The sequence below is a fragment of the Streptomyces sp. NPDC048270 genome (genome assembly GCF_040652335.1).
GTDB lineage: Bacteria > Actinomycetota > Actinomycetes > Streptomycetales > Streptomycetaceae > Streptomyces.
Genome location: NZ_JBEZLV010000019.1, coordinates 121,099 through 133,648, shown reverse-complemented (window position 1 = coordinate 133,648; position 12,550 = coordinate 121,099). Strand labels below are relative to the sequence as shown.

The following is a 12,550-nucleotide window of genomic DNA, read 5'->3' as shown; positions in this document are numbered from 1 at the left end:
CGCCGCCGGGGCCGGAACGATGTCGGCCGGGGCCGTGGGGGCCGGTTCGAGGGTGTGTGTCACGGCTGGCGTTCTCCTCGCTTGCGGCGCGCGGGGACCCGCGGCCGCTCCCGGGAGCCGCCGAAGCCCTCCGGCCCCGCTTCGTCCAGCTCGGCGTACCGCAGCCGGCGCGGGCTCCCGGTCCCGTCCGGTCCGGCCTGCGGCACGGAGCGTACGACGAGCCCCTCGGTGACCGGCGGGGCGGCGACCTGGCTGATGCCGGCCAGCGGCGCCTTCACCCGCAGTCCCAGGGACGGCTTCAGCTCGCCGCCCAGCGCCGACCACACGTCGGAGGCGGCCGGGGCGTCCAGCCCGGTGCCGCCGGCGTCCACGTCCACGAGCAGGCCGAGTTCGGCGAGCGTGCCGCCGAGCAGCCGCTGGGGCAGCGTGTCGGTGGACACCAGGCGGGCCAGCACCTGGGAGAGCAGCCGGTGTTCGTCCTGCGGCCGGCTCGCCCACGCGGTGACCAGGTACGTCAGGTCGAACCAGCGGGGCGGCGTGCGGCGCGCGACGACGAACCCGTCCGCGTCGAACACCTCGCCCGCCCCGCTGCCGCGCCGGGCGTGGTCCTCGCGGATGTCGTACAGGAACACGCAGACCGTGGGCGCGCTGCGGCGCGCCGCCCAGTCGCGCGTCGGTGCGTCGAACACCACCTCGACGCCCGAGGCCTCCAGGCCGGACTCCGCGAGCAGCAGGCGCAGCGCCTCGTCGACTTCGTGGATCACCGGCGGGTCACCTCGTCCGGCGGCTGCACCGTACCGCTGACCACGAGGAAGTCGGTCTGCACGGGGGAGAAGCCGGGGCCGCTCGCGGTGATGGTGCGGGGGCCGGTCTGGTCCTTGGCGAGGATCAGCAGCTGGCCGGTGAAGGTGCCGTCGCGCCGCGGGAGGGTCGGCGCCGCAGCCGCCGTGATGCCCGGCTTCCACGTGAACCGCACCGGCGCGCCGGGCGGGAAGTCCTCGCCGCGCACCGAGGTGACGAAGCCGGGCTTGCCGATCGGCGGCACGGCGACGATGCGCGGCTGGAGGACGCGCACCCGCTGCTCGGCGGTGTTGTCGCCGAGGTCGGCGTCGGTGCCGGTCGTGGTGAGGGCGCCGGTCACCCGGCCGGTGAGCGCCTTGTCGGGGTTGAGGACGACCCGCAGGACCGTCCGGGCGCCCGGCGCCAGGTCCGGCAGGGCGCACACCCAGCTCTGGTCGCAGCCCGGCGGCGGCCCGTCGTGGGGCACGCCTTCGGGCAGGCCGATGCGCAGCCGCAGGCCCGTGGCCAGGGCGTTGCGGCCGTTGCTCACGGTGTAGGTGACGACGACGCGGCCGCCCACGTACCCGGGCTCGGGCTGCGCCGTGACGCGCACCCCGGGGCCCGCCGCCGGGGGTGCGGGCGGCTGCGGCGCGGGCGTCGGGACCGGCGGGGCCGGGGTCGGCGGGTTCGGGGTGGGGTCCGGCGTCGGGGGGACGGGCGCCTCGCGCACCGGGACCACGGTCCGGTCGGCGTTGTCGCTGGGACGGGGGTCGAGGACGGTGCCGGTGACCGACCACTCCACGGGCTGGTCGCCGGGGGTGAGGCCGGTGAGGGTGACGGTCACCGGGACGGTCGTGCCGGGGCGCACCACGCCCAGAGCGCAGGTCAGCGCCGCCGCGTCACAGGTGGCGCCGGGCGCGGTGAGCTCGGTGACGCCCACGCCGGCGGGGGGCGCGACGGTCAGCCGGGTGCCGGGCGAGGCCGCCGGGCCCTGGTTGACGACGTCGACCCGGACGGTGGCGGTGTTGCCGACGGTGACCGGCGCGGCCTTGTCCGGCGCCCGGACGGCCAGGTCCACGGACTGCTGCACGCTGGGTTCCTTCTGGCGGCCCGCCGGCCCGGTGACGAGCAGGCGGTGCGCGCCGGAGGCCACGTCCACCAGCTTCAGCTTCTCCGGGCTGTTGGGCGCCCGGGAGCCGCGGGCGCTGAGCACCAGGCTCTTGCCGTCGGCGGTCCAGGCGGCGTCGCGGGGCTGGAACGGCCCCTTGTCCGTGGGCTCGGGCAGTTCCCGGCCGCAGGCCCCCGGCACGTCGCGGGCGGCGTCGGGCAGCAGGACCCGGCAGGCGCCGCCCGCCGCGGCGGCGAGCAGGATGCCGGCGCGCTCGTCGATACGGCCGCCGCCGCTCTTGCGGTTGAAGGCGATGGTGGCGCCGTCCGGGGAGAACGCCGGGCTGTCGTCGATGACTTCGCAGGCGCCGGGGCAGAGGGTGGCGCTCAGGTCGCGCTGCTGGTCCAGGCGGTTCACGGGCACGGTCCACACGTGCTTGTTGCCGCCGTTGCCGTTGATCACGAGGTTGCGGGTGAAGGCCAGGGCGGTGCCGTCGGAGGACCACGTGGGCTGGGCGTCCCCGCCCCGGGGCGCCCCGGCGGGCGGGGTGATCTCGCCGCGGATCGCGCCGGTGGCGGCGTCCGCGATCAGGATGCGCGAGGGGCCGGCGGCGGCGCCGACGCCGCCGGGCGAGGTCCGGGTGAAGGCCAGGGACCTGCCGTCGGGGGAGAACGTCGGGTCGGTGTCCCAGTCCTTGGGGCCGCGCCCGCCGAGCGGCAGGGGCGCCTCGTGGGAGCCGTCGGCGTCCGCGATCCAGATCCGCTCGATCCGGCCGGCGGGCGTGTTCTCGAAGCGGGTCAGCACGATCCTGCGCCCGTCGGGCGTGTAGTTCTGCCGCTCGGTCCACGGGTCGGAGCCGGGGGCGGGCTGGAAGAGGGGGTCCTTGGCCGGGTCGGTGTTGGTGTCGGCCGCCGGGTCCTCCTGGAGGATGGTCAGGCCGAGGTCGCGGGGGTCGGAGCCGTCCATCCGGGCGTCCTGCAGGGTCACCGCGCGCGGGCCGGCCGCCGAGATCCGCTCGACCACGGTGCCGCCGCCCTGGAGCGGCCCGAGCCAGGTCGGCGAGCCGACCTCGCGGTCCTCGCTGAGCACCACCTGGGGCGTCTGCTCGGAGTGCGCGGGGACCCGGAAGACGTGGTCCCAGTCGCCCTCGCAGTCGCAGGTGCGGTCCGGGCTGAGGAAGAGCAGCCCGTTCCCGTCGGGCAGCCAGGCTGCCCCGTGGGTACGCCAGCCCGCCTGGGCACCCGCCAGCAGCGGCCCGTCGCCGCGCCCGTCGGTCCACCGCAGGCGGGGACCGGCGGGTCCGGTGGCGGTGTAGGCGATCAGGTTCCGGTTCGCCGCGTCGTCCACCGGGTTCCACACCGGCTCGGTGGCCGTGCCGTTGGCGGGGTCGGTGACCCGGGTCGCGGCTCCGCCCCGCAGGGGGCGTACGTGGACCTGCCGTCCGGCGGCCCGGTCCTCGTCGCTGGAGTACGCCAGACGCCCGCCGTCCGGCGAGACGGTGGGGTCCTCCTCGTTCGCGGGGGTGTCGGTCAGCCGGGACAGGCCGGTGCCGTCGGTGCGCACCAGCCACAGGTCGCGCTGGTTGCCGCCGGACCCGGAGGGCGGCGGCGAGTCGAAGACGACCGCCCGCCCGTCCGGGGTCAGCCGGGGGTGCGCCGCGTCCAGGCCGCTGGTCAGGCGGCGTACCGAGCCGTCCGCGGACCGCAGGTAGACCTGCGGGTTCCGCTCGTCGCGGCGGCTGGCGAAGACCAGCCGGTCGCCCAGCGCTGCGGGTTGCAGGTCCTGGTGCGCCGGGCCCTCGCCGAACAGGGGAGTGGTGGACGTGCCCGTCGCCACGCGTCCCAGACTGCGGTGGCGCGTACCGGCGTACGCGACGCGGCTGTCGCCGGCGTCGGCCGCGGCGGTGCGCGCCTCGGCGTCGCCGGGGCCGGTGGCCGCCGTCACCGCGAGCAAGGGGATCACCAGCAGCAGCGACGCGCCGACTCTCCCCCAGCGGGGTCGTCGGCCGCCGGATCCACCCGTGCCCATCAGGGTCCACCTCACCGTCGGGTGCAGCATCTACGTATGACCCCGCCACCCTGCGGGTCGCCGGCGCGGACCGGCAGGGCCGCGGGGCCGGACCCGGGGGAAGCGGCGGGTGCGCTTTCGGGCAGCGGCGGGGGCGGGCCGCCTGCCCGCCCGCCTGCCTGCCTGCCCGCCCGCCTGCCGGACCGCCCGCCTTCCGGCCCGCCCGTCGGCCGGACCGCCGGCCGGGGCGTCGGCGCGCGGTCAGATCAGCCCGTTGCGCAGGGCGTAGCCGACCGCGTGGGTGCGGTTGCGCAGCTGCAGGCGCGTGATGACCTCGTGCAGCACGTTCTTGACGGTCCGTTCGGAGTACGAGGTCTTGCGCGCGATCTCCGCGGTGTCCATGCCCTCCGACACCAGGCGCAGCATGTCCGCCTCGCGCGGGGTCAGCGTGGACAGGGACACCGCGCGCGGGTCGAGCGCGGAGCGCTGCAGGCTGCCGACGTGGTCGAGGAGCTTGGCGAGCAGGTCGCCGGGAAGCACCCCCTCGCCGTTCGCTATCGCCAGGACCAGCCGCAGGAGCCGGTCCTGGTCCGCCTCGGCGCGGCGCAGGACCGCGGTGACCCCGCATTCGATGGCGCGCTGGAGCGCGTCGCCGGAGGCGAAGGTGCCGACCACGAGGCCGGTGCGCGTGCCGGAGTTGTGCCGCAGCCGGTACAGCAGTGCGGCCGTCTCGTCGTCCACGCTGTCCACGGTCACGAGGGACACCTGCGCGTAGTCGGCGTCGGCGTGGTCGACGAGCTCGATCTCCGGTCGCTGGCGCAGCTGGTGGACGACCCCGACGCGCAGGATCGGGTCCGACGCGTACACGGCCACGGTGACCCGTTGGCCGGCGCCGTACGAGGGGGCGGGTCCGTTGTTGTCAGGCTGAGGCATGGCGTACCTGTTCCGGGTGCGTATGTCGGGACACGAAAAGGGGAGGTGTGGTCAACACGTGGTGCGGTGAAAGGAGTTGAGAGGAGCCCGTGGGGGCACCGGGGCTGCCCGGAGCGTTGCCCCCGCGCCCATGGAAAGCGGGCGCGGCGCCGCCCTAGCGTCGAGGGGTGATATCCCCAGCAGCCTCTTCCAGCCCTGGCGCGACCGATCTCGACATCCCGCCGGTGTCGGTGACGCCCGGTGGTACCGCATCCACCACCCTGACCGTCCGCAACGACAGCGACATCGTCGAGGCGTACCGCCTGGAGGTCGTCGGCGACTGCGCTGCGTGGACCACCGTGGAGCCCGAGCGCGTCTCCCTCTACCCCGGCACCTCGGAAACGGTGACGATCCGCCTGGAGCCGCCGCGTTCCTCGCAGGTGCGGGCGGGCGACGTACCGCTCGCCGTGCGCGTGCTGCCCGCCGAGCAGCCCGAGTCCGTGCGGGTGCCCGAGACCACGGTGCACATCGAGGAGTTCCGGGAGCTGCGGGCAGAGAGCGCTCCCAAACGCCGCCGCGGCTGGCTGCGCGGGCGCTATCGACTGGCCGTGCGCAACGAGGGCAACGCCCCCGTACGGCTCGGATTCACGCCCGCGCAGCCGGGTGAGGAGCTGAAGTTCGACTTCCGTCCCGCCGCCCTGGCGCTGGAGCCGGGCGAGTCGGCGGAGGTGGTGCTGCGGGTCCGCACCGGCACGCCGGTGTGGTTCGGGTCCCCGGTGACCTGGCCGTTCACCGTCGAGGTGGCCGACGCCGCGGACGGGGAGGGCGAGGACGCCGCGGAGCGCGCCGAGCCGGACCCCGTACGGGCCCCGCTCGAGGTGGAGTTCGTCCAGATCCCGATCTTCCCGACCTGGCTGCTCGCGGTACTGGCCGCGCTGCTCGCCCTGCTGCTCGCCTGGTTCATGCTGGTGCGCCCGGCCGTGCGCAGCACGGCCAAGGAGGCCGCCGACCAGGCCGTCCAGAACCGGCCGACGCCGGCCGGCGCGGAGGAGAGCGCGCAGGCCCCGGGGGCCGGCGGCGCCAACCAGCCGGGCGGGGGCGGCAAGAGCCCCCAGCCCGGGGCGGGCGGGGGCGGTGCGGGAGCCGGGGCCGGAGCCGGAGCCGGCACCGGCGGTGGCGTCGCCGCGGGTCAGCAGAGCTCGGCCACCATCGACCTGCAGACCGGGGGCGGCCGGACCGAGACCGGCGCCTACACGGTGCCCGCGGGCAAGGCGTTCGGGATCACGGACATCGTCGTCGCCAACTTCCAGGGCGACGAGGGGGTGGTGACCATCAGCTTCGGCGACCGCAAGATCACGACGATCGCGCTGGAGACGTTCCGCAACCAGGACTACCACTGGGTCACCCCCATCAGCATCACCGAGAGCCAGACTGTGACCGTCCAGGTGACCTGTGCGAAGCCGGGCACCCCTGCCACCGGTCGTCAGGCGCAGGAGTGCCATGAGGTGCTCAACGTGAGCGGTGTACTGAGCGACCTCAGGTGACCCGAAGCGGAACAGACATCCTCGGTCAGGTCGCGCGTCAGGACAAAGAGCGCCTTTCCCGAACCGTCCGGAAATCGGTAGTCCGAAGAGCGCTCAGAGGACCGGTCTTCGACCACACGTTCTCATGCCAGCGGCCCCGCGCCGGTGAACTCCGGTGTGAGGGGCAAGGGTTGGCAGAGCCGGAAAGATGGCCGGATTTCGACTAGGTCCGAGCGCACCGGCCCTGCGGGCCGGTGCGCAGCCGGCGTCCGGCCCGCCGCGCACATGTGCACCGCCGTCGTCGATGTCGCCGCCCAGCTCGAAATGGGTCTTCGCCGAGGGCTGCGCGTCCTGGGAATTGTTCTGGGCCGCGCTGGTCCTGTGCGCCATGCCCGTGGTCGTACCGGGCCGGCGCCGATGGCCGGTCGCCACGTAACCCGCCACGTTACCCGCGGTGTACCGGGACGTGTGCGTCCTCACCGGCCGGACGCGATGACGCCGTGCGGCCGGCCCCGCGGAGGGCCGGCCCCGGGGGCGAGGGTCAGGGCCAGACCAGGCAGTAGGGCTGGTGGCCCGCCTCGTGGAGGCGGTGGGAGAAGTCCTGCCACTCGTGCAGGAGCTGGTAGACGTTGAACGCGTCGCGCGGGCCGCCGCGGTCCGGGACGGTCGACCAGATGAACGCGGCCGCGCCCACCGATTCCTCGCCGATGCCGCGCAGCGGGTCGACCACGGTCATGGGGAGCTTGACCACCGCGTAGTCGGGGTGCAGGACGACCAGCTCCAGCGGGGGCACCTTGTGCAGGGGTATGCCCTCGATGCCGGTCAGGACCATCGCGGCCACCGTCTCCGGCTTGATCTTGGTGAACAGGCCGCCCATGCCGAGCTCGTCGCCGCCGAGCTCCTCGGGGCGCATCGTGACCGGGACGCGGGCCGCCGTCGCGCCGTCGGGGGCGCCGAAGTACTTGTACGTCACACCCATGCCGCGGCCCCTGGGAAGGCCGTCCGGCTCCTCCGCCGGCCCCGGGACGGCGTCGGCCGCCTCCGTGGCGCGCCGGCGGTGCTTGCCCCGGCGGCGGGCTTCGCGGGCCTCGCGGGCGCGCTGCGGGTCGAGGCCGTCCGTACCCTCGCCCGGTCCACCACCGCGTTGCATATCTCCACCCGACTGGTCTTGCTCGCCCCGGCCCCGCGGCCCCCGCCACGCAGCCTGATCATCATGGCAGTGACCTCCCCCGCGGCGGCGCGGTGAAACGCCCGTCCGCAAGTCTGTCGCGGCCTCTGAGACCATGGCTGGTGTGAGCTACCCGTACCCGTATGAAGCCCCAGTTTCGCAGACGCTCTTCGAGCGCGCCTCCCTCGTGACCCCCGGCGGCGTGAACTCTCCGGTGCGCGCCTTCCGCGCCGTGGGCGGTACGCCCCGGTTCATGGTGTCCGGCACCGGTCCGTACCTCACCGATGCCGACGGCCGGGAGTACGTCGACCTCGTGTGCTCGTGGGGCCCGATGATCCTCGGCCATTCCCACCCCGAGGTGATCGAGGCCGTCCAGGCGGCCGTCGCCCGCGGCACCTCCTTCGGCACGCCCGGCGAGGGCGAGGTCGCGCTCGCCGAGGAGATCGTCGCCCGCGTCGCCCCCGTCGAGCAGGTGAGGCTCGTCTCCTCCGGTACGGAGGCCACGATGTCGGCGATCCGGCTGGCGCGCGGGTTCACCGGCCGGGCCAAGATCGTGAAGTTCGCGGGCTGCTACCACGGCCACGTGGACGCGCTGCTGGCCGCCGCCGGTTCCGGGCTCGCGACGTTCGCGCTGCCGGACACCCCCGGGGTGACGGGCGCGCAGGCCGGCGACACGATCGTGCTGCCCTACAACGACCTCGAAGCGGTCCGTGCCGCCTTCGCCGCGCACTCCGGCGAGATCGCCTGTGTGATCACCGAGGCCGCGCCCGGCAACATGGGCGTCGTGACCCCGGCCGAGGGCTTCAACCAGGGGCTCGCCGACCTGTGCCGCGAGAACGGCGCCCTGTACATCTCCGACGAGGTCATGACCGGCTTCCGGACCTCCCGCGCCGGCTGGTACGGCGTGGACGGGGTCAAGCCCGACCTGATGACCTTCGGCAAGGTCATGGGCGGCGGCTTCCCGGCCGCGGCCTTCGGCGGCCGCGCCGACGTCATGGGCCACCTGGCGCCGGCCGGGCCGGTCTACCAGGCGGGCACCCTCTCCGGTAACCCGATCGCCACCGCCGCCGGCCTCGCGCAGCTGCGCCTGCTGGACGACGCCGCGTACGAGAAGGTCAACGCGGTCTCGCAGGAGATCCAGGGGCTGGTGACCGCGGCGCTGGGCAAGGAGGGCGTGGCGCACCGGCTGCAGACCGCGTCCAACATGTTCTCCGTCTTCTTCACCGAGGACGAGGTGCGCAACTACGACGACGCCAAGAAGCAGGAGTCCTTCCGCTTCAACGGCTTCTTCCACTCGATGCTGGCGCAGGGCGTCTACCTGCCGCCGTCCGCCTTCGAGTCCTGGTTCGTGTCCACCGCCCACGACGAGCGGGCGGTCGAGCGGATCGCGGCGGCGCTGCCGGCCGCGGCCCGGGCCGCCGCGGAGGCCACCGCATGAGCAGCAGCGAGATCACGGTCGTCCACCTGGTGCGCCACGGCGAGGTGCACAACCCGGACGGGGTCCTGTACGGGCGCCGGGACGGCTACCACCTGTCCGAGCTGGGCCGCCAGATGGCGGACCGGGTCGCGGAGCACCTGCAGAGCCGGGACATCGCCTACGTGGTGTCCTCCCCGCTCGAGCGGGCGCAGGAGACGGCGGCGCCGATCGCCAAGAGCCACGGCCTGGACCTGGCCACGGACCGGCGGCTGCTGGAGGCGGAGAACGTCTTCGAGGGCAAGACCTTCGGTGTCGGCGACGGCGCGCTGCGCAAGCCCGGCAACTGGAAGCACCTGACGAACCCGTTCAGGCCCTCCTGGGGCGAGCCGTACGTCGAGCAGGTGGTCCGGATGACGAGCGCGCTGGAGGCGGCGCGCGACGCGGCCCGCGGCCACGAGGCGGTGGCGGTCAGCCACCAGCTGCCGATCTGGATCGTGCGCAGCTTCGCGGAGAAGCGCCGGCTGTGGCACGACCCGCGCCGCCGCCAGTGCACGCTCGCCTCCATGACGTCCTTCACGTACCAGGGCGACCGGCTGGTGTCGGTGGGCTACAGCGAGCCGGCCAGGGACCTGGTGCCGGCGCACCTGCTCGCCGGGGCCAAGCCGGTGAAGGGGAAGTCCAAGGCCTTCGGCGCCTGATCCACAGCCTGTGGACGGGCGGCCCGCGGACGGACGGCCCGCGGGCGCACCGCCCGCGGGCGCACGGGTCGTGGAAGAACACCCGTCGGTGATCCACATTCTGTGACGATCCGTTACGGCTTTGCCTAAATAAATACAAGTCGCGCGGGAATCACCGTGTCAGCGCACAAACTCAGGCTAATTGTCCGTTTATATGACCGGGCATGGGGCTTTGAGTCTGACGACGGGACGGTGACATGCGCGACTTCAGTCGAAGGGGAGTGCTCGGGCTCGGACTGGGTGCCGCGGCCGCGGGCATCGCGGGCTGTGGCGGCGGTGGCGGCTCCGGCCCGGGCAAGCCCGGCCCGCTGCCGACCGCCTCCGGTCCGTCCGCGCCCAAGCCGATCGGTGACGGCTCCACCGCGGACACCGGTCCGCAGCCCCGTCAGCCGGACAGGCCCGTGCCCCTCCAGCCGGGCGAGACCCCGCCGCAGTTCGTCGTGTTCAGCTGGGACGGCGCGGGCGAGATCGGCAACGGGCTCTTCCCGCGCTTCCTCAAGCTCGCCAGGGACCACGGTGCGGGCATGACCTTCTCCCTCTCCGGCCTCTACCTCCTGCCCGAGTCGAAGCGGAGCCTCTACCAGCCGCCGAACAACCCCGTGGGGGCCTCGGACATCGGCTACCTCAAGGACGAGAACGTCCGCGCCACCCTCACGTACGTCCGCGAGGCCTGGCTGGACGGGCACGAGATAGGCACCCACTTCAACGGCCACTTCTGCGGCGGATCCGGCTCGGTCGCCAAGTGGACCCCGGACGACTGGCAGAGCGAGATCGACCAGGCCGTGTCCTTCGTCACCAACTGGCGCACGAACACCGGCTTCACCGACCTCGACCCGCTGCCCTTCGACTACCGCAAGGAGCTGGTCGGCGCCCGCACCCCGTGCCTGCTCGGCCAGGACAACCTGCTGCCGACCGCCCGCAAGCTGGGCTGGCGCTACGACTCCAGCTCGCCCGGCGGCCTCCAGGTCTGGCCCGTGAAGAAGGCGGGGGTGTGGGACCTGCCGCTGCAGTCCCTGCCCTTCCCCGGGCACTCCTTCGAGGTGCTGTCGATGGACTACAACATCCTCGCCAACCAGTCGAAGAGCACCACCAGGGGCGTCCCCGCCCGCTACCCGGGCTGGCGCGCCCAGGCCACCGCCACCTACCTCGGCGGCTTCCGGCGGGCCTACGAGACCAACCGCGCTCCGCTGTTCATCGGCAACCACTTCGAGGAGTGGAACGGCGGCATCTACATGGACGCCGTGGAGGAAGCCCTCAAGGGCATGGCGGACAAAAGGGATGTACGGCTCGTATCCTTCCGGCAGTTCACCGACTGGCTGGACGTCCAGGACCCCAAGGTGCTCGCCAAGCTCCGCGCCCTCGGCCCCGGCCAGTCGCCCGGCGTCGGCTGGGCCGCGTACCTCGCCGCCGCCTGACCAGCACCTTCCCGGCCCGTCGGGGGGTGCGGTAGATCCGCATATCGCCCATGCGAAACTTTTCACATGAGCCTTAGCCGCGCCCCCCGCCGCCGCTCGACCAGCGGCCGCCGCGCCCTTCTGCTGACCGCGGTGACCGTCGCCGGCGTCATGACCCTGACGGCCTGCGACGACGCGGACGGCGGCGGCAAGCCCTCCGGCAGTGCCGGCGGGAACTACGTCACGGGCAAGGCCGGAGTCTCCACCGCCGCCCAGGGGGAGCGCACCGAGGCGCCCAAGCTCGACGGGGAGACCCTCGCCGGGGAGGCCCTCGACACCACCACCCTCAAGGGCAAGATCGTCGTCCTCAACGTGTGGGGCTCCTGGTGCCCGCCGTGCCGCGCCGAGGCCCCGGCCTTCGCGAAGGTGTCCAAGGAGCTCGCCGACGCGGGCAAGGACGTCGCCTTCGTCGGCATCAACACCCGCGACAACAGCACGCAGAGCGCGAAGGCCTTCGAGACGGACTACGGGATCACCTACCCGAGCCTCTACGACCCCGCCGGAAAGCTGATGCTCCGCTTCCCCAAGGGCACCCTCAACCCGCAGGCCATCCCCAGCACGATCGTCCTCGACAAGGAGGGCCGGATCGCGGCCCGCGCCCTGGTCCCCGTCAGCGAGGAAACGCTCCGCTCGATGATCGACCCGCTCCTCGCGGAGCAGTGACCCGGTGGTCGACTACGTCCTCGCCGCCGAGGCCACCGGGGTGAACGAGACGGTCCTCAGCGGCGCGCTGCTGCTGGCCCTGCCGATCTCGCTGCTCGCGGGCCTGGTCTCCTTCTTCTCGCCGTGCGTGCTGCCGCTCGTCCCCGGCTACCTCTCCTACGTGACCGGTGTCAGCGGCGCCGACCTCGCCGAGGCGCGGCGCGGGCGGATGCTGGCGGGCGCGAGCCTGTTCATCGCCGGGTTCACCGCGGTCTTCGTGTCCACGGGCGCGCTCTTCGGCTACTTCGGCGCGAGCCTCCAGGAGAACAAGGAGATCATCTCCCGGGTCCTGGGCGGACTGGTGATCCTCCTCGGCCTGTTCTTCATGGGGGCGATCCCGGGCCTGACGATGCGGGAGTTCCGCTTCCACAAGAAGCCGACGGCGGGGCTCCTCGGCGCGCCCGTCCTCGGCGTGCTCTTCGGCGTCGGCTGGACCCCCTGCATGGGGCCGACCCTCGCGGCCGTCAACACCCTGTCCATCGACCAGGCGAGCGCGGGCCGCGGGGCGCTGCTGACCGTGGTGTACTGCCTGGGCCTCGGCCTGCCCTTCATCCTCGCCGCGATCGCCTTCCGCAAGGCGCTGGGCGCGTTCGGCTGGGTGAAGAAGCACTACGCGTGGGTGATGCGCATCGGCGGCGGCATGCTGATCCTCACCGGCCTGCTGCTCGTCACAGGAATGTGGGACAGCATCGTCAGCGACATGCAGAGCTGGACCCAAGGCTTCACGGTGGGGATCTGAGGA

At 73.6% G+C, this 12,550-nt stretch carries 10 protein-coding genes; 6 read left to right on the top strand and 4 right to left on the bottom strand.

The features are described 5' to 3' along the window. Positions 1-59: 59 nt before the first annotated feature. From AB0D66_RS19055 to AB0D66_RS19045, 3 genes are all read right to left on the bottom strand, one after another. Positions 60-764, bottom strand: a complete 705-nt coding sequence (locus AB0D66_RS19055) for a DUF4255 domain-containing protein (RefSeq protein ID WP_362304341.1) — start codon at positions 762-764, stop codon at positions 60-62. Beyond that, positions 761-3,916 carry a hypothetical protein gene (locus AB0D66_RS19050; protein ID WP_362304338.1) on the bottom strand — a complete coding sequence of 1,052 codons (3,156 nt, stop codon included), beginning with the start codon at positions 3,914-3,916 and terminating at the stop codon, positions 761-763. The genes AB0D66_RS19055 and AB0D66_RS19050 overlap by 4 nt, the downstream gene beginning before the upstream one ends. 240 nt (positions 3,917-4,156) lie before the next feature. Beyond that, the gene (locus AB0D66_RS19045; protein WP_069920720.1) at positions 4,157-4,828 is read right to left on the bottom strand and encodes a response regulator transcription factor; all 672 of its coding nucleotides are present in this window, start codon (positions 4,826-4,828) and stop codon (positions 4,157-4,159) included. A 167-nt stretch (positions 4,829-4,995) separates the two neighbouring features. Between AB0D66_RS19045 and AB0D66_RS19040 the strand changes: the two genes are divergently transcribed. Continuing rightward, complete coding sequence (locus AB0D66_RS19040; RefSeq protein WP_362304334.1) at positions 4,996-6,351, top strand: hydrolytic protein; 1,356 nt, start codon at positions 4,996-4,998, stop codon at positions 6,349-6,351. Between the two features lie 520 nt (positions 6,352-6,871). Here the strand turns inward: AB0D66_RS19040 and AB0D66_RS19035 are convergent. Continuing rightward, positions 6,872-7,309, bottom strand: coding sequence for a hypothetical protein (locus tag AB0D66_RS19035; RefSeq protein WP_030161262.1), 438 nt, complete (start codon positions 7,307-7,309; stop codon positions 6,872-6,874). Positions 7,310-7,613: 304 nt separating this feature from the next. Here AB0D66_RS19035 and hemL point away from each other — a divergent pair, with 304 nt between their 5' ends. The 5 genes from hemL to AB0D66_RS19010 all read left to right on the top strand — a co-directional run bounded on the left by hemL (position 7,614) and on the right by AB0D66_RS19010 (position 12,547). After that, entirely contained in the window at positions 7,614-8,936 is a 1,323-nt protein-coding gene (gene hemL / locus AB0D66_RS19030) for a glutamate-1-semialdehyde 2,1-aminomutase (RefSeq protein WP_362304332.1), read from the top strand. Continuing rightward, a complete protein-coding gene (locus tag AB0D66_RS19025) occupies positions 8,933-9,613 on the top strand; it encodes a histidine phosphatase family protein (protein WP_362304329.1) in 681 nt (226 codons plus the stop codon). The genes hemL and AB0D66_RS19025 overlap by 4 nt, the downstream gene beginning before the upstream one ends. Positions 9,614-9,849: 236 nt before the next feature. Further along, positions 9,850-11,067 carry a hypothetical protein gene (locus tag AB0D66_RS19020; protein ID WP_362304327.1) on the top strand — a complete coding sequence of 406 codons (1,218 nt, stop codon included), beginning with the start codon at positions 9,850-9,852 and terminating at the stop codon, positions 11,065-11,067. A gap of 66 nt (positions 11,068-11,133) precedes the next feature. After that, positions 11,134-11,769, top strand: coding sequence for a TlpA disulfide reductase family protein (locus tag AB0D66_RS19015; RefSeq protein ID WP_362304325.1), 636 nt, complete (start codon positions 11,134-11,136; stop codon positions 11,767-11,769). 4 nt (positions 11,770-11,773) lie between these two features. Further along, complete coding sequence (locus AB0D66_RS19010) at positions 11,774-12,547, top strand: cytochrome c biogenesis protein CcdA (RefSeq protein WP_362304322.1); 774 nt, start codon at positions 11,774-11,776, stop codon at positions 12,545-12,547. Positions 12,548-12,550: the final 3 nt, after the last annotated feature.

What these genes read in the sequence shown, in the direction of transcription:
- hemL (WP_362304332.1), top strand. Translation starts at nt 7,614, where the DNA reads ATGGCTGGTGTGAGCTACCCGTACCCGTATGAAGCCCCAGTTTCGCAG.
- AB0D66_RS19015 (WP_362304325.1), top strand. Translation starts at nt 11,134, where the DNA reads ATGAGCCTTAGCCGCGCCCCCCGCCGCCGCTCGACCAGCGGCCGCCGC.
- AB0D66_RS19050 (WP_362304338.1), bottom strand. Translation starts at nt 3,916, where the DNA reads ATGGGCACGGGTGGATCCGGCGGCCGACGACCCCGCTGGGGGAGAGTC.
- AB0D66_RS19025 (WP_362304329.1), top strand. Translation starts at nt 8,933, where the DNA reads ATGAGCAGCAGCGAGATCACGGTCGTCCACCTGGTGCGCCACGGCGAG.
- AB0D66_RS19045 (WP_069920720.1), bottom strand. Translation starts at nt 4,828, where the DNA reads ATGCCTCAGCCTGACAACAACGGACCCGCCCCCTCGTACGGCGCCGGC.
- AB0D66_RS19020 (WP_362304327.1), top strand. Translation starts at nt 9,850, where the DNA reads ATGCGCGACTTCAGTCGAAGGGGAGTGCTCGGGCTCGGACTGGGTGCC.
- AB0D66_RS19035 (WP_030161262.1), bottom strand. Translation starts at nt 7,309, where the DNA reads ATGGGTGTGACGTACAAGTACTTCGGCGCCCCCGACGGCGCGACGGCG.